Below are 18,588 nucleotides of genomic sequence, written 5' to 3'. Positions count from 1 at the left end.
GAAAAAACTAGTATATTTCTAAAAATAGGATTTCCCTCTTTAAATTGTGTGAGTTTTTCGCAAAAGATAGTTGGACGAACTATACCACTTATTATTCAAATTCATACCCTATAGTAGACAAGTTATTTATAGCTTGCCCATCTATAGGAAAGAAGGTTACTATATGAATCTTTGGAAATGTTTATTTTGTGATTATGAATGTGAAAAACCTAAGAAGCATTGTAAACGATGTAATGCCTATAATCCTTGGAAAAAGATTGATGAATTAGAATTAGATCTAGATGTATCATCTGAATCCAATGCTGAGGCTAATGCTGAAGCTAATGCTGAAGCAGAAGCAGAAGCGGAAGCAGAAGTGGAAGTGGAATCTGAAGCAGAGGCAGAAGCAAAAGCGGAAGCAGAAGCAGAAGCGGAAGCAGAGGCAGAAGCAGAGGCAGAAGCAGAAGCAGAGGCAGAAGCAGAAGCAGAGGCAGAAGCGGAAGCAGAAGCGGAAGCGGAGGCAGAAGCGGAAGCGGAGGCAGAAGCGGAAGCAGAAGCAGAAGCGGAGGCAGAAGCAGAAGCGGAGGCAGAAGCGGAAGCAGAAGCGGAAGCAGAGGCGGAAGCAGAAGCAGAGGCAGAAGCAGAAGCAGAAGCAGAGGCAGAAGCGGAAGCAGAAGCGGAGGCAGAAGCAGAAGCGGAGGCAGAAGCGGAAGCAGAGGCAGAAGCAAAAGCGGAAGCAGAGGCAGAAGCAGAAGCGGAAGCAGAAGCAGAGGCGGAAGCAGAAGCAGAAGCAGAAGCGGAAGCAGAAGCAGAGGCGGAAGCAGAAGCAGAGGCGGAAGCAGAAGCAGAAGCAGAAGCAGAAGCAGAAGCAGAGGCGGAAGCAGAAGCAGAAGCGGAAGCAGAGGCGGAAGCAGAAGCAGAGGCAGAAGCAGAAGCAGAAGCAGAAGCGGAAGCGGAAGCGGAGGCAGAAGCGGAAGCGGAAGCGGAGGCAGAAGCGGAAGCAGAAGCGGAAGCAGAGGCGGAAGCAGAAGCAGAGGCAGAAGCAGAGGCAGAAGCGGAAGCAGAAGCAGAGGCAGAAGCAGAAGCAGAAGCAGAAGCAGAAGCGGAAGCAGAGGCGGAAGCAGAAGCAGAGGCGGAAGCAGAAGCAGAGGCGGAAGCAGAAGCAGAAGCAGAAGCAGAAGCGGAAGCAGAAGCAGAGGCGGAAGCAGAAGCAGAAGCGGAAGCAGAGGCGGAAGCAGAAGCAGAGGCGGAAGCAGAAGCGGAAGCAGAGGCAGAAGCGGAAGCAGAGGCAGAAGCAGAAGCGGAAGCAGAAGCGGAGGCAGAAGCGGAAGCAGAGGCGGAAGCAGAAGCAGAAGCGGAAGCAGAGGCAGAAGCAGAAGCGGAGGCAGAAGCAGAAGCGGAGGCAGAAGCGGAAGCAGAGGCAGAAGCGGAAGCAGAGGCGGAAGCGGAAGCAGAGGCAGAAGCGGAAGCAGAAGCAGAGGCGGAAGCAGAAGCAGAAGCGGAAGCAGAGGCAGAAGCAGAAGCAGAGGCAGAAGCAGAAGCAGAGGCAGAAGCGGAAGCAGAGGCGGAAGCAGAGGCAGAAGCAGAAGCAGAGGCAGAAGCGGAAGCAGAAGCAGAGGCAGAAGCGGAAGCAGAAGCAGAAGCAGAAGCAGAAGCAGAGGCGGAAGCAGAAGCGGAAGCAGAGGCGGAAGCAGAGGCAGAAGCAGAAGCAGAAGCAGAGGCAGAAGCAGAAGCAGAAGCAGAGGCGGAAGCAGAAGCAGAAGCGGAAGCAGAAGCAGAAGCGGAGGCAGAAGCAGAAGCAGAGGCAGAAGCAGAAGCGGAAGCAGAGGCAGAAGCAGAAGCAGAGGCAGAAGCGGAAGCAGAGGCGGAAGCAGAAGCGGAGGCAGAAGCGGAAGCAGAGGCAGAAGCAGAAGCGGAAGCAGAGGCGGAAGCAGAAGCGGAAGCGGAAGCAGAGGCAGAAGCAGAAGCGGAAGCAGAAGCAGAAGCGGAAGCAGAGGCAGAAGCAGAAGCAGAGGCGGAAGCAGAAGCAGAAGCAGAAGCAGAAGCGGAGGCAGAAGCGGAAGCAGAGGCAGAAGCAGAGGCAGAAGCAGAAGCGGAAGCAGAGGCAGAAGCAGAGGCAGAAGCGGAAGCAGAGGCAGAAGCAGAAGCAGAAGCGGAGGCAGAAGCAGAAGCAGAGGCGGAAGCAGAAGCAGAAGCAGAGGCAGAAGCAGAAGCGGAAGCAGAGGCAGAAGCAGAAGCGGAAGCAGAGGCGGAAGCAGAAGCAGAAGCAGAAGCGGAAGCAGAAGCAGAGGCGGAAGCAGAAGCAGAAGCGGAAGCAGAGGCGGAAGCAGAAGCGGAAGCAGAGGCAGAAGCAGAAGCGGAGGCAGAAGCGGAAGCAGAGGCAGAAGCAGAAGCGGAAGCAGAGGCAGAAGCAGAAGCGGAAGCAGAGGCAGAAGCAGAAGCGGAAGCAGAGGCAGAAGCAGAAGCGGAGGCAGAAGCGGAAGCAGAGGCAGAAGCAGAAGCGGAAGCAGAGGCAGAAGCAGAAGCGGAGGCAGAAGCGGAAGCAGAAGCAGAGGCGGAAGCAGAGGCGGAAGCAGAAGCGGAAGCAGAAGCAGAGGCGGAAGCAGAAGCAGAAGCGGAAGCAGAGGCGGAAGCAGAAGCGGAGGCAGAAGCAGAAGCAGAGGCGGAAGCAGAAGCGGAGGCAGAAGCAGAAGCAGAGGCGGAAGCAGAAGCGGAGGCAGAAGCGGAAGCAGAAGCAGAGGCAGAAGCAGAAGCAGAGGCGGAAGCAGAAGCAGAAGCGGAGGCAGAAGCAGAAGCAGAGGCAGAATCAGAATCAGAATCAGAATCAGAAGCAAACGCTGGACACAATACCTTTACAAATGGAAACAATACCATTATCAATGTGACTGATAATAGTGCTGCATTAATCGCTATGCTATCAACACTTGGTATGATGCAAGGCTTAAATGGAAATCAGAATTCAGGAAATACAGACTCCCTAATCTCGAACCTCACTCATACGCTGAACGGAATGCTAAAAGAAGAAAACAGTAATCGTAAAGCTATCCTTGATGCTATTAATTCTCTCAAAAAAGAGTAAAAAAATTAAAGAATAGGAGGAGATTATATGTCAAAAACAATGGTCTCACGCTGTACGATTAAAAAGAAGAAGAATAATGATAATCTATATGTAAAAGTTAAAAACCAGAATCTAACCCTTAGCCGCCAAATCACTATAAATGCATACACTAAAGACTCCTCACCAAAAGAATTTTTACCTGTTTATATAGATGATCAACCAGCGCAGCAAGATACACTGGAGCCTGAAGCAGAGAAAGTCTATAGAATAGATGTATCGAATATAGAGGGAAAGGTTAAGTTTGAAATTATTCAAAAAAAAGGAAGCACAGGAATCAAGGTTTCCAGAAACAACAAAAATTCAACTTCTGTAGAAATTCAACTTAAATAAAACGTCATAAAACTTTGAGGCTGACTCTAAAAGGATACTCTAAGTAAACTTTTAGGTCAGCTTTTTCTGCGTCGAGTACGAATTTGGTTTGTAGGTGAATAAATTGGTGGTATGTCCAAAATCTTTTTTAATTTGGAGCCTCAATAGATTCGGGTAAACTCTATACCTTTCTGTAAAATGGAAAGCGTCTTTCTTCATTAATTCGACCATATAATGGGATTGAATGGTTTTTAGGCGAAGTGAATTGACTACATTTTAAAACAAAGAAGGAAAACATCCCCTCAGAAAATGAAGAAAGTAATCCATTTTTCAATCAAACTATATCCGATTAGGAGGTAGTGAAAATATGAAAATTGTTCCGTTTAAGGTGGAGGGTCCTTATTTTTATAAAACGATTGAATTATATGGTTTTCTTTTTGGAGCCGATCCAATAGCCATGAAAAAGCAATTTCAGCTTCATTCTCAATATCCAAATTTTGAGGGATATTTGATGATAAAAGATGATCAAGTTGCAGGATATATTTATGGATACACTTCTGTCAGAGGTCAATATTATCATGATCTATTGGCTAATCATTTACACCCCTATACTGGATGGGTGAAGGACTGCATGGAGCTAGCGGAATTAGGTGTTCACCCTCGATACAGAAGGCAGGGAATTGCAAAGCAGTTAATTCAAATTTTATGTCAAAATAGACGAGAAAAAACAGCTGTATTAACGGTTCGAAAAAATAATACTAATGCGATTTTATTTTACCAAAAGCAAGGCTGGATGATTATTCGCGTGGGATTCTATCCAAATGTGCCTCAAGAATTCATCATTATGGGAAAGGTGTTGAAGTAAAGAGGATGGAAGCCACGAAACTGTGAGGAAGTAGAAAAGGCGGTATCAAAAGAACAATTTCTTCTTTAACCTAATAATCTGTCTTATTAAAAATAGTAACAAGAATGAAGAATAGAATTCTTCTAAATACTCATCTTAACACTAAAGGAGATGATCATATGCCACGTGAAAATGAAAATTCGCATGTTGAATCGACCCCTCATTTTGATGGGGAAAAAGAAGGGATTATCAATGATTCTACAGCATCAGCAGGAGAAACGATAGGAATTCAAGTAGATACAAAAGGGGAATTCAAACAGGAAAGAAATCCATTCCATTATGTTCCTGAAGATGAAGAAATGAAACGTTTTGGTGAATTAATGGGCGGAAATAAGGTAAAAGATCAAGAAAGCAGGTGAGCCGAATTGGGTGATTGGAATAAACAAGCTGCACCAAACAATAATTTAAGGTCAGCACAAATTCGGACTTCCAATTTAGTTTCGAAAAAAGAACAGGATCCAAAAGATAAAAATAGTAAAAATAAGGAATCATGATCGTTTTGGTCATGATTTCTTATTTTGAGCCAATTTTACTCCAGAGGATTAAAGTACTTCCGTTTTGAATACTGATAGGTGTTCGAAAAACATAAGATTATTTTTTTATAAACCTGCCCAAATTTCCAAAGCATTTTCATTCATCCCTGTTATCAATAAAATATAAAAAAGATATGAAAGATGGAGAATAGTTAAATTTATAGAATCTCTTATGAACTTCATCAATCCATCATCATTTTTCAATAGTAAAGTTGTGTCCATCCATAAGAATGGGAAGGAATTATTAGAATTTAAATCGAAGTTTCTAGTAATACCAAAATAACAAAAGCCGGAAATTTAGTAGAATCCACAACATGTTTCTTTAACTAAAATTTATTAGAAAAACGAATGAAAAGGAGATTTTTATGAAAAAAGAATTTTGGATTAACTTGCCGGTGAAAGATATTACTAAATCGAAAGAGTTTTTTACCAAACTTGGATTTACATTTCACCCGCGCCATATTGATAGTGATGAAATGGCTGGTTTGGTGATGGGAGATAATAATGTTATCGTCATGCTTTTTCCAGAGCCTACGTTCAAGAATTTTGTAAGAAACGATGTTACAGATGCAAACCAAACCTCCGAAGTATTGCTTTCTATTGATGCAGAGAGCAAAGAAGAAGTAGACAGTATGGTGAAAAGGGCAGTAGAAGCAGGTGGTACAATCTTTAGTGAACCACAAGATGAGAGTTGGTTATACGGTGCTGGTTTCACTGATTCGGACGGACATCGGTGGAATGTGTTGTATAGAGATATGAGTAAGATGCCTAAAGGTGAAGAAGAGTAAATTTGCCTAAATTGAGGAATACGTATTGAATGATAGCTATTATGAAAACTAGATAAGACCTCATAAGAGTATGATCGAGCCGTTAAAGTAGTTGAACTGCAATAAACGGCTTTTTAATGGTGTCAAATAGGCATAGGTGAAGTTTCATGATAAGAATTGCCTCTCTCGATACCGTCAAATTGAATTTGCCAAAGAAACACGTTACGAAAGCCCTCGATTGAGACCGTCAAAACGACTTGCTTTAAGTATTACGAAAAAACGATTTTTCCAAGGTACTTGGCAACATATTTTTGAATACAGTAATCATGAAATAGTAATCTACATGGTTACTATAGGTAAGATTTTGTTACTTTTTTTCAAATCGAACGCTTATAAGGTTACTTTCAAGTATTAGATTGTCATTGTCTCCTATAAACCATTATGTTAAAATACCCGATAAAGAAGGTGTTTTAAATGAAATATATACTATTTGGAAAACTTGTTAGAAAACTTAGCTCCCTACAAATGTATACGATGAAGCGTTGTACGGAGCTTAATCAGGAAGCGTAATGTTTCCTATATTCATCGGCTGATAGTCTTTAAAAGTGTAGTTTTACTATGCTTATTTCGTTATGACTATTGGCTGATGGATAATAGATTGAAGGGCCATAGACAATGCTTTGTCTATGGCCCTTTGTTATAGCTATTTCAATGAGTTTTTTCAAAAATTGAGATAGTTTATGTTGGTGTATCTTAAGGTACAAAAAACAAAGCAGAGGGCTAGCGTCCTAAAAGGCGCTACCCCTCTGCTTTTTTTATTTGAGGAAAAGAGGGAAAAAATTATGAGCTTACTTGAAGTTAGAAATTTAACACATAGTTTTATTGATAAAACTCTATATGAGAATGCTTTCTTTGACTTGTATAAAGGGGAACACATGGGGATCGTTGGTCAAAATGGATCAGGGAAAAGCACTCTTCTTAAAATATTGTTAGAGGAAATCATTCCTGATAAAGGAAGTGTGAAATGGCAGTCTGATATTCAAATTGGACATCTTGACCAATATGCCGAAATTAATGAAAATGATACGATTTCAGAATACCTAATAACGGCATTTACTGATTTATTTGAACTTGAAAAGCGAATGAATAAGCTCTATCAGGAAAGTGCTGTTACTGGTGAAAATGATCTGTTACGGCAAGCCGCGGAATATCAAGAACAACTTGAAGCTAGTGACTTTTATTCTTTAGACAGCAGGATTCATAAAATTGTTTATGGCTTGGGGATTAACTCCATTGGAATCAACCGTACGATCCAGGGGTTAAGTGGTGGACAGAGAGCTAAAGTGATTCTGGCTAAGCTTCTGCTTGAAAAACCGGAAGTTTTATTGCTAGATGAGCCTACGAATTTTCTTGATAAGGAACATATTGAATGGCTTTCAAATTATTTAATGGTATTCGATGGGGCTTTCATTGTCGTTTCTCACGATTATGACTTATTAGAAAAAATAGCAACCTGTATTTGTGATATCGAATTTGGAACCATTAAAAAATACCATGGGAAATATTCGGATTTTCTACGACAAAAGGGGCACTTGCGAAAGGATTATATTCGGCAATTTCATGCTCAGCAAAAAAAGATCGAAAAAACGGAAGAATATATCCGAAGAAATATTGCCGGTGTCAATTCTAGAATCGCTCAAGGACGTAGGAAGCAACTTGAAAGGATGGAGAGAATTACTCCACCAGAATTTATTCATCAACCATCCATCCGTTTTCGTGAGCTTCCCCTTTCTACACAGAAGGTTCTAAGTGTAGATGACCTTGAAGTAGGTTATGATTCATCCCTTTTGCCGAAAATAAACTTCTCTGTACTAGGCGGGCAAAAGCTCGTTATCACCGGTTTTAACGGAGTAGGAAAATCAACTTTATTAAAAACCTTGGTTCGACATATCCCGGCCATTTCTGGAGAATTCCGGTTTGGGGAACAAATAAAAATCGGTTATTATGAGCAAGATTTAGCTTGGGAAAATGAAGTCATGACACCAATCGAGATCATATCAGAGCAATTTCCCAAGCTTAGTATAAAGGAAGTTCGTCATCAATTGGCGCAATGCGGTTTGAAAGATACCAATGTATCACAAGCCATCCATACACTAAGTGGCGGAGAGCAATCGAAAGTAAAATTGTGCTGCCTATTGCTCTCACCTTGTAATTTTCTAATTTTGGACGAACCGACCAATCACTTAGATTCGGAAGCCAAAAAGGCTTTGCAATTCGCATTGGTACAGTTTAGCGGGAGTATACTACTTGTTTCTCATGAAGAGAAGTTCTATCGCGAATGGGTAGATGACGTTCTTAACATTAGTAAAACGAGATGAAAATTTTGGAATGAAGACTAGGAGTAATGAAATTATGTATGAAAATGATAACATATGGAAAAGAAAAATTGTTTTGTTCCTGACTGCACAAACCATTTCATTGTTTGGTTCCTCACTGGTTTAGTATGCGATCATCTGGTATATCATTCTAACGACATCCTCAGGAATCATGATAACGATTTCCACCATTTGTGGCTTTCTTCCTCAAATTGCGATATCGTTATTTGCTGGTGTATGGATTGATCGATATAACCGCAAGAAAATGATCATGCTGGCGGATGGAATGGTTGCTGGTGCGACGCTGGTTCTGGCACTATTATTCTTAACGGGCTTTCATCATATTGTGCTGCTTTTCATTGTTTTGCTGATTCGTTCAGCGGGGACTGGAATTCAAACACCGGCTGTAAATGCTTTGATTCCTCAGATTGTTCCAAAAGACAAACTTATGAAAGTGAATGGATTGAACAGCAGCATTACCTCTCTAATCATGTTTCTTTCTCCGGGAGCAAGTGGGGCTATCCTCTCCATTACAACGATTGAAACAACGTTTTTGATTGATGTTATCACTGCCATCATAGGGATAAGTATTATGCTTACTATAGCCGTGCCAACACATTCTGCTAAAGAAAGTGAGCATAAGTCCAAACTGTACGACATTAAACAAGGATTTGTCTATCTAAAAGAAAATACGTTCATAAAAAGACTGCTTATTTTTCTTATTATCGTGATGATTTTAATTAGTCCCTCAGCTTTTTTAACGCCTTTGATGGTGAGCCGTTCCTTCGGTGCAGAAGTATGGAAACTGACGGCAAGCGAGATGACCTTCAGCGCAGGAGCTGCTGTCGGGGGGATAGTGATTGCCGCTTGGGGAGGCTTTCGTAATCGAATGCATACAACGACATTAGCTTGTACTCTTTATGGATTGCTAATGGTTGGACTAGGTGTCGCACCAGTATTTTTAGTGTACTTGCTGTTTAACTTTTTGATTGGGATAACAATGCCTTGCTTCAATGCTCCGATAACGGTCTTATTACAAGAAAAAGTAGAGCCTTCTATGCATGGCAGAATGTTTAGCCTTGTGCAAATCTCAAATTCATGTGCCTTGCCATTAGGAATGGTCTTGTTTGGACCATTAGCAGATATAGTAAAGGTAGAGAGCTTATTAATGAGTTCAGAAATATTAGTTATGGCTTGCGCACTTTATGCTATGAACAGTAGACGTTTATTTGTTTAAAATGGATAGAGGCTGTTCAAATAGGGAACAGGAACCACATGTTCGTCTATAAATAGAAGATACTCCTGAGGTTTTCTTCTACTATTGACGTAATGGTTCCTGGGTCTTTTTTGAAGTGTACCTATGTTTTAACATGTTCATAAATTTGAAACCCTTGTGCATTTACTAGGCATTGTTGTGCATGAATTTAGATCCTTGTGCACTCCCCAATCATTCTCGTGCAATAAATCAAAAAGTTGTGCATTACCACATTCAAGTTGGGGAAAATGATGGTTCTCCTTATGCTAGAATGATTAATCGTATAAATTCACAAGGGAAAAACAAAGAAAGAGAGACATTTTAAATGAAAGTTAGCACAGAAGCAAAACATATTAAGTAAGTTGTAGTAGAAAATAGGGCTGTCCGAAAAGGGCAAATCCAGAAATTTTAAAATAGTAAAATGAACTGTCTGATAGTAGAAGAATTGACTTATCAGACAGCCCCTTCTTCTTTATAAATGGACGGATTAGTTGATATATAGATGATCATGGGGGATTTATTACTGAAACACATAGAATTTTAGATTGAAAAAAATTGGTTGTTTAGAACGAAAACCAAGTTGGAAGGTGGTAGTGTATATGAGGAAAAGGGATTAATAGACCAATAAATTTGTATAAGTAAAACCGTGGTGATCATCGATTCAAAAGAGGGTTTAAAAAGAATGAAGAAGAATTGTAAAAAATTCAAGTTTATATTTGGGATAATTGGTAATTAAATATTATAGAATTACGAAGAATTGTTGAAGGAGAAAGTTGATAAAGGTGGCTAAAAAATGTACGGTGTAATAGCATTATTCGATGAAAAAACAGAGCAAATCATTAAAGATATTTGGAGAGAGTTAAGTGAAAAGTCTATTTCCTTTTATGCAGAAGAAATAGAAGATAGAAGGCCACATATAACTATAGCAAGCTATGAAAACCTAAACTATTTAGAATATAGCGACCATATGGAATTGTTTTATGTTGATAAGTCAGAAATTGAGATAACCTTTCAGACACTAGGGACGTTTTTAAATTCAGGGACATTATTTTTCTCCCCAACGGTAACGAAAGAACTGCTGGAATTTCATTCTCAGCATCATCAATATTTTAAAGAGTTCAATGACAATCCAAATTCATTGTACTTACCAGGCAAATGGATCCCTCACTGTACGTTAGCAAATAGATTATCCACTAATAAATTATCAGAGGCCTTTCATTACTGTTTAACAAGAAATGACACCATTCATGGGAAGATAAAAGAAGTTGCCATCATAGAGGTGACAAATAAAAATATAGCTCCTCAAATTTATTCAAAGGTTTTAAAAAAATCACATTAGGCTGAAGCTGCATTTTGTTAAAGATCTCTAAAAAGTCATTCATAAGTAGAGTAAAAAAGCGGATTTAATCAATAAATTCTTCTTTCTTAAAAATCCAAATTTATTAAAAGGGCTCGTTCCATTTCATCAGTTAGGTTCCTGTCCACACACTAGGTACTTGTCCTACATATCATAAGGTATAAAGAAGAAAGGAGTAGTTAAAATGAGACATGAATATCAAAAGCCAATTATGGGGAAAGAACAAAAGCCAGTAATGGGACAGCAACAAATGCCAGGTTATCCTGGTGCCAACTGTGGTTATCCACAAGTGAGCCCTGCCCAGCAGAAGCCGACTCAAACGATGCCCGCACAATATAGCCCTGTAAAACAAAATACTCAGTTTACAGGTCAAGATGTCGTCGTACCGATGGTTCATCCAAGCCATACAACACATGTTAATCAGACTAACTACAAATATATGCATTCGTATCCTCACACACAGTCGGTGGTAAACCAAGCAACACATAAACATTATTGTGTAGATCAACAACCAATGCAACATCATTGTAAACCACGCCCGCCATGTAAACCTAAATGGTGTTAATGTGAAAGGATATCGGTCATTTCAAAAGCTTTGAAAAGTCCCTTCTAATTCGAGAAGGGCTTTTTATTTATAGAAAAATTAGAAATTGAGGTTATTTCTCCGATTTCAGTTGAGTTAATTTGTTAAATTGTACTTCTATTTTTGATGCTAAAGCTGGTTCCTTTGAACTTAAAATAAAGTATACTTGAATAAGAGACTGTCCTTTTTGAATAGATGCCTGTAAAATAAAATATATGGATTATTATGGTAATGTTGAAGGGGAGGGAAATGGGTATGTTTATCTTAGCATCAACTATTGGCGGATTTAATATAGGTGATCTAATTTTCCAACTAACTATGCTTCTAATTGTCATTGGTATCCCTGTGGTACTTATTTTAACCTTATTTGTATTTAGTAGAAGAAATAAGCGGTTAAATCGAATAGAGGAAAAGGTAGATAAATTGTTATCGGATAATGAAAATAAAGACTAATGGAGAAGTGTGAACATTTCTGGTGTAAGTCAAAAAATGAATGGATCTATAATGAAAAATAGGAGGATCCAAGTATACATCTGAATCGTTCGAAATCTTAGGAGTATTTACGCTATTAAGACCCATTTTTATTACGTTTTTAATAGTATCATTGATTTTATTTTTCATAGTCATTCTTCCTCGAGCCAAAAATATGTTTATTAGCGGCATTCAGGTCTTGAGCCTATCTATTATATCCATATTGGTATCTGCCCAAGTTCTTTTTTATAGTGGCATCATTGTTGACGAGGTTGGTTTAGGTGGAGATGCCGTCTCCACTTATCTGTTCCTAGCGATTGTAGGGTTTAGTATATTGAATCCTATTATTTATTTTCTTAGACATAGGGCAAGAAGCATTTGGCTAACAAAAAATCACTTTGATTTTTTGTTAGCGGGTTTATTTCATTGACCGTCAAAAAAGGTCCTCTCATTACCGATGAAGGCCAAAGCCACATAGGAAAGTTGAAGAAAGGTCTTTCTAAGGATTATAAAAACGGAATCAATCAAGAGTATGTGGAATGCTCTTCATACTCTCTTGAGAAAACATATTAGAATTTTCCAGAGAGTTAAGAGTGAATAACTTGGGGAATAGGTTAGTTATTTCCCTTGATTTTTCCCATTTTACACCTCTCAAGTAAATCCGTTAAATTTTTATCAGAGGGTTTTTTGATATTATCCGGGAAATAGAAATCTGGATTTTAGTCGATGCTCACAACTATCAAAATTTAAAAAAGATCCCCATAAGCGAATAGATAATGATCGTCGAGAATAAGACAGTCATATGAAAAAGGGAAAAAACAAACATTGATTTTGCCCATTTCTCTGAATCCATCCTTTTGTATCCAAAAATACTTAATATCAGCCAGATAACACTTAGAAGAAGTGCTACTAACATAAGGCCAAGGCTTAAGGATCCCAATAGAAAGCTGATGGCAATTAAAACAATTAGATAAATATTTGTTTGTAAATAAGTTCTTTTTACGCCTTTAATGACTGGAAGCATCGGAACATTCGCAGCCTTATATTCATCATGCTTGCGAATAGCTATCGCATAGAAATGAGGCATCTGCCAAATCACCGTAATCACAAAAAGGCCAAGAATAGCAGGGTGTGTGATGTCAGGATAAATAGCCGCCCATCCTATGAGAGGAGGCATTGCTCCAGAAATGCTTCCGATCTCGGTATTATAAATGGTTCTCCTTTTACTCCACATCGTATACGGGACAACATAAAAAAACAAACCTAAAAACCCTAGAAGTGCTGCTAGAGGAGTGGCTAATGCAAGTGCTGCTATTCCAAAGATCGTCATGAAAATCCCGAGCCATAATACAGTTTTAGGTTTTATTTCCCCTGTCACAGTAGGTCTGTATTTGGTCCTCTCCATGATAGAATCAATGTCTCGATCATACAGGTTATTAAATGCTCCAGCTGCCCCCATTACTAAAATTGAACCAATCAAAGCGAATAGTATTTCAGGGATTTTCTCAAACAGGCTTATCTGATAGGTATATAAACACAATGTCAATCCAGCAAACATCGGGATCAAATTTGATTTAATAATCCCGGTCTTAACCGTTTGTGCCAAAATTTTTGACAAATTCTGTTTCTGTGTTGTTCGGTGTTCTTCGTTTTGCATTAGGATCTCTTCCCTTTATGACTAGATATGCTGTTTGAAAAGACAGTATGGATAGTTACTTTCCATATGAATTGATGTCGATTGATATACTAGTTTATTTAGATACTATAAGGTATTTTAATGAAATCATTCTCTTATTTCAATCATTGTCTCTTTTTACTTCTATTACTAAAGTATAGGAGGGAATTAGTTCAATTTATTTACTTCATTTCATGCTAGTAAGGTACATTATCTAATGATAAGGGGGATAGGCTCTTAAACAAACTTTACTCAATGGGATATGGAATACACTACTGATGTTAAAGCAAATGTTTTAGATTTGTAGGGAACCTTACATTGCTATGGGAAACACAATCCCTGCACTAAAGGGTGTTGCTTATTTTGTTACGAGGACTAATGAAGAAGATGGTAGCTCAAGCTTTGGAAAGGTTCATTAGAATAGTTAGTAAAAGTTAACTGATTGGAAAGATGATCGCCATACCTTGAACATTGATTGCTTATTTTGATTGACAGTAGAACAACCTAAGAGCCTCTGAGCGTCTCTTGTTTATACCATTTAATGGTGAGCTCTAAATATAGGACGATTAGTATAAATACCACCACATACACAATGAATGAATAAAACAGATTCCAACCATTAAAATGAAATACTTGAAAGTAAATAGCTATGTATTCAAAAAAAAGGGACATTAAAACCCATACAATAATATATACAACCCTATAGAACCCTTTTAAATTCCAGCTATAATAAAAATTGGCGAAAAAGAAACCGTATAGTGGATAAACGGTTGAATAGGTGATGAAATCAAATAAATCATAGCTGGATGTATCCATTGTGTCATATAAATTAAAGGGATAATCAAAGGCAAGGATAAAATCTGCGATTCTTCCCAAAAATGCATAAAAAAGCATCATGAGTAAAGTCAAAGTACCTGGTAATTTTTTGGGCATGATGATATAAAAAACGATCATTGAAGTTAAAACGAGAAGAATAAACCACTCATTTTCATCAAAATCGATAGGTATTTTAAACAATATGTTTAGATCTCCTTTGCAATAAGATGTTGAAAAATTGCCGAAGCCCTAACAATAAGAGTATGGTTAATAACCAAAAGAGATACGAAGACCAAAGGCTAACATTTTTATGGGTGATGACACCTGCCCATTCAAAAGAATATTCGACAAATAGTAGGATGGCAGCGGAGAATAGAGAAATCATGATTTTAATCGTCACAGATGGGCGACCAACACTCGCATTAATAAACATTAGGATGATTACTGGGATGAGTAAGGTTTTACCTACTATAAAGGATGAGTGCATTTCAATATTTTTAGTTAATTCTATTATTTTTAAGTTTGATAATCCAATGGCAATGTCATGAATCAAGCTTGGAATGAAGAGCCAAATGGCAGCGATTTCTAGCTTTTTTAGTTTATTGATCTTCTGTAGAATCAACATACCAACCAAAATCATTAGGAGTACCCCGAACAAGACCATTTAAACAGCTCCCAATTTAAAAGATTTAACCGTAGTGTTTGCCATTTATTCTGTTAGCATACTTGAAAGGCAAAATGGGATAGCTAATGTACTTAAGGGAGTCAGCGGCCTAGATGAAATCTGTGAGATCGCACAGGAAGTTATTCGTCAGTATGAATTATTAAAAAAGCGATATAAAAGAGCGTTTTGGGCTATACCGTTTCAAAAAAATAAAGGATATCGAGTGAAAATCATATAGGGTTTACACTCGATTTTTTTGATACAAGTTGAGAACTGATGTAGAGGTTTTTATAAGAAACGATAGAGTCTTACATTCTGCTGATAGTATGTAAATTTTGTCTTTTAATTCTGTTGGAATCTAATTTTCATCTATTCTTTTCACCAAGCCATGTAAACCTCTTATTGTTAGTAAAGTAAAACTTATACTTCCAAAGGTATGAAATATAGACCACTTTTTCCATTTAAATAACCTACTGTTTCGTTCTAAGTACCACTGAAGGAAACTCATAGGGATACTCCAAGTAAGACTTTTTAATAAAATTTTTGGTAAATTATCGTGATAGGATTGCTTAATCCATATAACACTTAGAAGTGGAAAAAATAACATATCGTAAAGAATATTTGTGCTGAAAATTTTGGGGAATGGACGTACAGGGTACTTAATTTTATTCGTATTCACTACATAAGCATCGATGAGAGTTGATAATATCCCTTTTGAGAAAAAGACAATTAACATTTCTTTTAATTTTGGTTTTTTAACTAGAAAGGGGAAACCTAAAATACACAACGTAAATAGTCCCTTAATCATAAATTTTTCCATTTCTTTTAACACCCTTATCTTTTTATAGATATTATTGTCAGTAGTGGGCGGGAAATATTAGTGGGATAATTAGGAAAAAAATGAGTACAAAGTGTTTAGTCATAATAGAATTTGGATTCTTTCTATCCTGGAACTGAAGAGGAAAAGAAAATGTAATCAAATAGATTGATGGATAAATAAGGAAGATCAGTAGGGGGCCGGCTCCAAAATGCATAGCCATATATTAGAAGATATCATGAGAGTTTCTTCTATACACTGAAGTTGTGGCTCCTGACTCATTGGTTAGGGACACCACTTATTTCAGGAGCTAACAGTTTATCTCCGAAAAGTAAAGATAAGTATTACTTTATCCAAAGTAGCGGCCATGATAATGCCTGCTGTATATCGAATCAGATCTACAGCAAGAAAACCTTTACCCAGGACCAATGCTCCAAGCAATGTTTCTCGAATCTGATTAATCCAGTCTTCTTGATACAGTTGACTGAATTCTATACCGAAGCATAGCAAAAAGCTGAGCCAAATGGCTGTGAGCAGGCTTGTACGCAGTAGGAAGAAACGGAAACCGAAATAGATCATCATGGACCATAGCATATCCCCGGCGTGCTGAGCTGCAAATAATGGAAGTAGAGGACTGTATTTTCTAGAGGCTAAGCCTAATAGTATGATGATAACAACAATAATAAAATAAGCAATTCTCATGTTATCGTAACGTGGATGGATCGGTTCATTTTTAGAATTCAATTGAATCACTCTTTTGACATGAATTGTTTTGGTATTCTTTAACTTTAAATATATGTATAAATTTGAATATACAAGTATTAAATGATAGATGCAAGAATTATAAGGGTTAATCAAATTTCGTCAATAATTGGTTGCTTTAAATGTAAAAATATAAGATTGTCAGTCTAAAGTTGTAGTGAAACATCAGTATTTTACTTGAAGTTTAGCTTAATAATAGACGTTATCATTTGAGTAGTTTAAGAGGTTGTTACTTACTTTTTGTTAATAAGGGGGAAGACAAGATGAATTTTGTTATAGTAGGTGCAAGCAAAGGGTTAGGTGATGCATTCGTAAAAGGGCTACCCGAGAAAGGAGATCATGTTTGGATGGTTTCTAGGAGCCGTCCTGTAACTTTGACACTAAATGATGGAGTCCATAGATCTTGGATTGAGGCGGACTTATCGTTGTTGAGTTCTTCAATTAATTGTATTGCCGATGGGATAAAAGATGAACCGATCGATGTACTCATCTATAATGCAGGGATATGGGAAAAAGAAGGGTATCAAGACCATTATGATTTTGAGAAAGATGATCCAAAAGATATGGCAAACATCATCAATGTAAATACAACGTCTACGATTCTTTGCACTCAAAGATTGCTACCAAATCTTAAAAGATCGGAGAATGCTAAGATTATTTTGATAGGATCTGCTGATGGCATTGAAAACAACGAAAGTAAACAAGTAACGTATGTCGCTTCTAAATTCGGGCTGCGTGGCATTGGTAATTCCTTGCGCGAGAATTTAAGGAAATATGCGATAGGTGTTACATGTATAAACCCAGGAAATATCGCAGCAACAATCCCTTATGAAGAAGGTTTAGAAAAGACATTAACTACTTATAAAGGAACGAGAATACCTGTTCAGGATATCGTTTCATTGGTAAAGGCTATAACTAATCTTTCGAATGCTTCATGTGTGAAAGAAATCAATATGCCTGCGATGTTGGATACAAATGCATGACCATTGTGATGAACAGATACAAACTTTTATTTAAAACTAATCAATTGAATAAATTTAGAGCGTGTTTTGATCAAACTTTTTTCAAAACACGTTTTTTTTGTTCGTTTGTCAAGGTATTAGTATAAATTAGTGGTTACTTTATTATTGAAGAGGTGATTTCTTTTTTGAATAATAGGTAGATAGAAGCAAATAAGTTTTAAAAAATACCCCAAATACAAACGTGTTCATATAAGTTTTGCAAAATAATGTTTTTCATTTTATAATGACGAATACGATTCAGAATATTATAAAATTAATCAATAGGGGAGAGAGTGGTATGAAAATTGATGGAAAAAAAGCGAACCGGGAGCAGTTGTATAAAGCGATGCTTTCATTAAATACACTGGAAGAATGCGTAGAGTTTCTATGTGATTTATGTACTGATAGGGAATTGGAAGCTTTTGAGCAAAGACTTGGAGCAGCGAAAAGGATTTTAGACGGGGACACGTATGAAATGATTGAAGCAGAAACCAACGCGCGATCAAGCATGGTATCGCGGGTGAAAAAGTGTTTAGATAAAGAAAATAGTGGCTTCCGTATGATTTTGGAACGGATGGAAGAAAAGGAGTATACGCAATAGTTAAAAGGATTACGAACCCACCCAACTTCATATTTTATCAATAGAGGGCAATTCCGACTAACCCAGAAAGTACAATGACATAAACAGGATGCCATCGTAATCTCAATAGGACAAATAAGGATATTCCAAAGATTAGGATTAAGCTAACGGAATGCCAGGAAACCTTTAAACTTATCAGGTTATTTGAAAGGGAGAAAGTAATTGCGGCATAGATGATTAAACTAGTGACGATAGGTCTTAGCCCATAAAATATGGATTTTACAATTGGATAATGATGCAATTTGACAAAGAAAGTCGCTACCCCGATTACAAGTAGGAGAGATGGGAGCAAGATTCCAAGAGCAGATATGATGGCTCCTGTTATTCCGGCTGTTGAATATCCAACTAAAATGGCACTATTGGTGGCGATCGGACCAGGCGACATCCCCGCAATAGCGATGACATCGGTAAATTGTTGGATTGTCATCCACCCGTGTTGGGAGACTTCGTTTTCTATTACGGGAATCATGGCATATCCTCCTCCGAACGATACTAGGCCGATGATAAAGAATGTGCTAAACAACTCCCATAGTTCCATCACTTTCACCTTTGCTTTCATAAA

The 18,588-nt window shown here is 38.1% G+C and carries 18 protein-coding genes and 1 pseudogene; 13 read left to right on the top strand and 6 right to left on the bottom strand.

The features are described from left to right. The first annotated feature begins 163 nt into the window (after nucleotides 1-163). The 11 genes and pseudogenes from JOC86_RS19805 (at nucleotide 164) to JOC86_RS19755 (ending at nucleotide 11,633) form a co-directional block, all read left to right on the top strand. Nucleotides 164-3,058: a hypothetical protein gene (locus JOC86_RS19805; protein ID WP_205174654.1), complete on the top strand. Its 2,895-nt coding sequence runs from the start codon at nucleotides 164-166 to the stop codon at nucleotides 3,056-3,058. Between the two features lie 27 nt (nucleotides 3,059-3,085). Beyond that, complete coding sequence (locus JOC86_RS19800) at nucleotides 3,086-3,427, top strand: hypothetical protein (RefSeq protein WP_205174653.1); 342 nt, start codon at nucleotides 3,086-3,088, stop codon at nucleotides 3,425-3,427. A 346-nt stretch (nucleotides 3,428-3,773) separates the two neighbouring features. After that, nucleotides 3,774-4,271 carry a GNAT family N-acetyltransferase gene (locus JOC86_RS19795; protein ID WP_205174652.1) on the top strand — a complete coding sequence of 166 codons (498 nt, stop codon included), beginning with the start codon at nucleotides 3,774-3,776 and terminating at the stop codon, nucleotides 4,269-4,271. 158 nt (nucleotides 4,272-4,429) lie between these two features. Then, nucleotides 4,430-4,669, top strand: coding sequence for a hypothetical protein (locus JOC86_RS19790; RefSeq protein WP_205174651.1), 240 nt, complete (start codon nucleotides 4,430-4,432; stop codon nucleotides 4,667-4,669). 563 nt (nucleotides 4,670-5,232) lie between these two features. Next, a complete protein-coding gene (locus JOC86_RS19785; RefSeq protein WP_338021791.1) occupies nucleotides 5,233-5,631 on the top strand; it encodes a VOC family protein in 399 nt (132 codons plus the stop codon). Between the two features lie 821 nt (nucleotides 5,632-6,452). After that, nucleotides 6,453-7,988 carry an ABC-F family ATP-binding cassette domain-containing protein gene (locus JOC86_RS19780; RefSeq protein ID WP_205174649.1) on the top strand — a complete coding sequence of 512 codons (1,536 nt, stop codon included), beginning with the start codon at nucleotides 6,453-6,455 and terminating at the stop codon, nucleotides 7,986-7,988. Between the two features lie 34 nt (nucleotides 7,989-8,022). After that, a pseudogene (locus JOC86_RS19775) lies at nucleotides 8,023-9,222 on the top strand (MFS transporter). Nucleotides 9,223-9,886: 664 nt separating this feature from the next. After that, a complete protein-coding gene (locus JOC86_RS24790; RefSeq protein WP_338021790.1) occupies nucleotides 9,887-9,976 on the top strand; it encodes a DUF3977 family protein in 90 nt (29 codons plus the stop codon). 57 nt (nucleotides 9,977-10,033) lie between these two features. After that, nucleotides 10,034-10,579, top strand: a complete 546-nt coding sequence (locus JOC86_RS19765) for a 2'-5' RNA ligase family protein (protein WP_205174648.1) — start codon at nucleotides 10,034-10,036, stop codon at nucleotides 10,577-10,579. A 202-nt stretch (nucleotides 10,580-10,781) separates the two neighbouring features. Continuing rightward, complete coding sequence (locus tag JOC86_RS19760; protein ID WP_239587717.1) at nucleotides 10,782-11,162, top strand: CotD family spore coat protein; 381 nt, start codon at nucleotides 10,782-10,784, stop codon at nucleotides 11,160-11,162. Between the two features lie 243 nt (nucleotides 11,163-11,405). Next, nucleotides 11,406-11,633 carry a hypothetical protein gene (locus tag JOC86_RS19755; protein WP_239587716.1) on the top strand — a complete coding sequence of 76 codons (228 nt, stop codon included), beginning with the start codon at nucleotides 11,406-11,408 and terminating at the stop codon, nucleotides 11,631-11,633. A 757-nt stretch (nucleotides 11,634-12,390) separates the two neighbouring features. Here the strand turns inward: JOC86_RS19755 and cyoE are convergent. From cyoE to JOC86_RS19730, 5 genes are all read right to left on the bottom strand, one after another. After that, nucleotides 12,391-13,308 carry a heme o synthase gene (gene cyoE / locus JOC86_RS19750; protein ID WP_205174647.1) on the bottom strand — a complete coding sequence of 306 codons (918 nt, stop codon included), beginning with the start codon at nucleotides 13,306-13,308 and terminating at the stop codon, nucleotides 12,391-12,393. Between the two features lie 522 nt (nucleotides 13,309-13,830). After that, the gene (locus JOC86_RS19745; protein ID WP_205174646.1) at nucleotides 13,831-14,343 is read right to left on the bottom strand and encodes a hypothetical protein; all 513 of its coding nucleotides are present in this window, start codon (nucleotides 14,341-14,343) and stop codon (nucleotides 13,831-13,833) included. After that, a complete protein-coding gene (locus JOC86_RS19740) occupies nucleotides 14,336-14,806 on the bottom strand; it encodes a hypothetical protein (protein WP_205174645.1) in 471 nt (156 codons plus the stop codon). The genes JOC86_RS19745 and JOC86_RS19740 overlap by 8 nt, the downstream gene beginning before the upstream one ends. Before the next feature lie 358 nt (nucleotides 14,807-15,164). Continuing rightward, nucleotides 15,165-15,626, bottom strand: a complete 462-nt coding sequence (locus tag JOC86_RS19735; protein ID WP_205174644.1) for a CBO0543 family protein — start codon at nucleotides 15,624-15,626, stop codon at nucleotides 15,165-15,167. Nucleotides 15,627-15,941: 315 nt separating this feature from the next. Then, entirely contained in the window at nucleotides 15,942-16,376 is a 435-nt protein-coding gene (locus JOC86_RS19730; RefSeq protein ID WP_419096117.1) for a ribosomal maturation YjgA family protein, read from the bottom strand. 272 nt (nucleotides 16,377-16,648) lie between these two features. Here JOC86_RS19730 and JOC86_RS19725 point away from each other — a divergent pair, with 272 nt between their 5' ends. Then, nucleotides 16,649-17,368 (top strand): SDR family NAD(P)-dependent oxidoreductase, encoded by a 720-nt coding sequence (locus JOC86_RS19725; protein ID WP_205174643.1) that lies wholly within the window; start codon nucleotides 16,649-16,651, stop codon nucleotides 17,366-17,368. Between the two features lie 316 nt (nucleotides 17,369-17,684). After that, nucleotides 17,685-17,987, top strand: a complete 303-nt coding sequence (locus JOC86_RS19720; protein ID WP_205174642.1) for a YerC/YecD family TrpR-related protein — start codon at nucleotides 17,685-17,687, stop codon at nucleotides 17,985-17,987. Nucleotides 17,988-18,024: 37 nt separating this feature from the next. On the opposite strand, the gene JOC86_RS19715 is transcribed toward JOC86_RS19720, so the two are convergent. Then, nucleotides 18,025-18,585: a chromate transporter gene (locus JOC86_RS19715; protein WP_239587715.1), complete on the bottom strand. Its 561-nt coding sequence runs from the start codon at nucleotides 18,583-18,585 to the stop codon at nucleotides 18,025-18,027. Nucleotides 18,586-18,588: the final 3 nt, after the last annotated feature.

The organism is Rossellomorea pakistanensis (assembly GCF_016908495.1).
Taxonomy (GTDB): Bacteria; Bacillota; Bacilli; order Bacillales; family Bacillaceae_B; genus Rossellomorea; species Rossellomorea pakistanensis.
Note: the sequence above shows the minus strand (reverse complement) of the source record. Positions and strands in the feature narration are given on the sequence as shown.

Bases quoted from the DNA above. Each gene is read 5' to 3' on its own strand.
- JOC86_RS19715 (WP_239587715.1), bottom strand. From the start codon at position 18,585: ATGAAAGCAAAGGTGAAAGTGATGGAACTATGGGAGTTGTTTAGCACA.
- JOC86_RS19735 (WP_205174644.1), bottom strand. From the start codon at position 15,626: ATGGAAAAATTTATGATTAAGGGACTATTTACGTTGTGTATTTTAGGT.
- cyoE (WP_205174647.1), bottom strand. From the start codon at position 13,308: ATGCAAAACGAAGAACACCGAACAACACAGAAACAGAATTTGTCAAAA.
- JOC86_RS19790 (WP_205174651.1), top strand. From the start codon at position 4,430: ATGCCACGTGAAAATGAAAATTCGCATGTTGAATCGACCCCTCATTTT.
- JOC86_RS19800 (WP_205174653.1), top strand. From the start codon at position 3,086: ATGTCAAAAACAATGGTCTCACGCTGTACGATTAAAAAGAAGAAGAAT.
- JOC86_RS19760 (WP_239587717.1), top strand. From the start codon at position 10,782: ATGAGACATGAATATCAAAAGCCAATTATGGGGAAAGAACAAAAGCCA.
- JOC86_RS19805 (WP_205174654.1), top strand. From the start codon at position 164: ATGAATCTTTGGAAATGTTTATTTTGTGATTATGAATGTGAAAAACCT.
- JOC86_RS19720 (WP_205174642.1), top strand. From the start codon at position 17,685: ATGAAAATTGATGGAAAAAAAGCGAACCGGGAGCAGTTGTATAAAGCG.
- JOC86_RS19755 (WP_239587716.1), top strand. From the start codon at position 11,406: ATGGTAATGTTGAAGGGGAGGGAAATGGGTATGTTTATCTTAGCATCA.
- JOC86_RS19795 (WP_205174652.1), top strand. From the start codon at position 3,774: ATGAAAATTGTTCCGTTTAAGGTGGAGGGTCCTTATTTTTATAAAACG.
- JOC86_RS19740 (WP_205174645.1), bottom strand. From the start codon at position 14,806: ATGGTCTTGTTCGGGGTACTCCTAATGATTTTGGTTGGTATGTTGATT.
- JOC86_RS19725 (WP_205174643.1), top strand. From the start codon at position 16,649: ATGAATTTTGTTATAGTAGGTGCAAGCAAAGGGTTAGGTGATGCATTC.
- JOC86_RS19765 (WP_205174648.1), top strand. From the start codon at position 10,034: ATGTACGGTGTAATAGCATTATTCGATGAAAAAACAGAGCAAATCATT.
- JOC86_RS19780 (WP_205174649.1), top strand. From the start codon at position 6,453: ATGAGCTTACTTGAAGTTAGAAATTTAACACATAGTTTTATTGATAAA.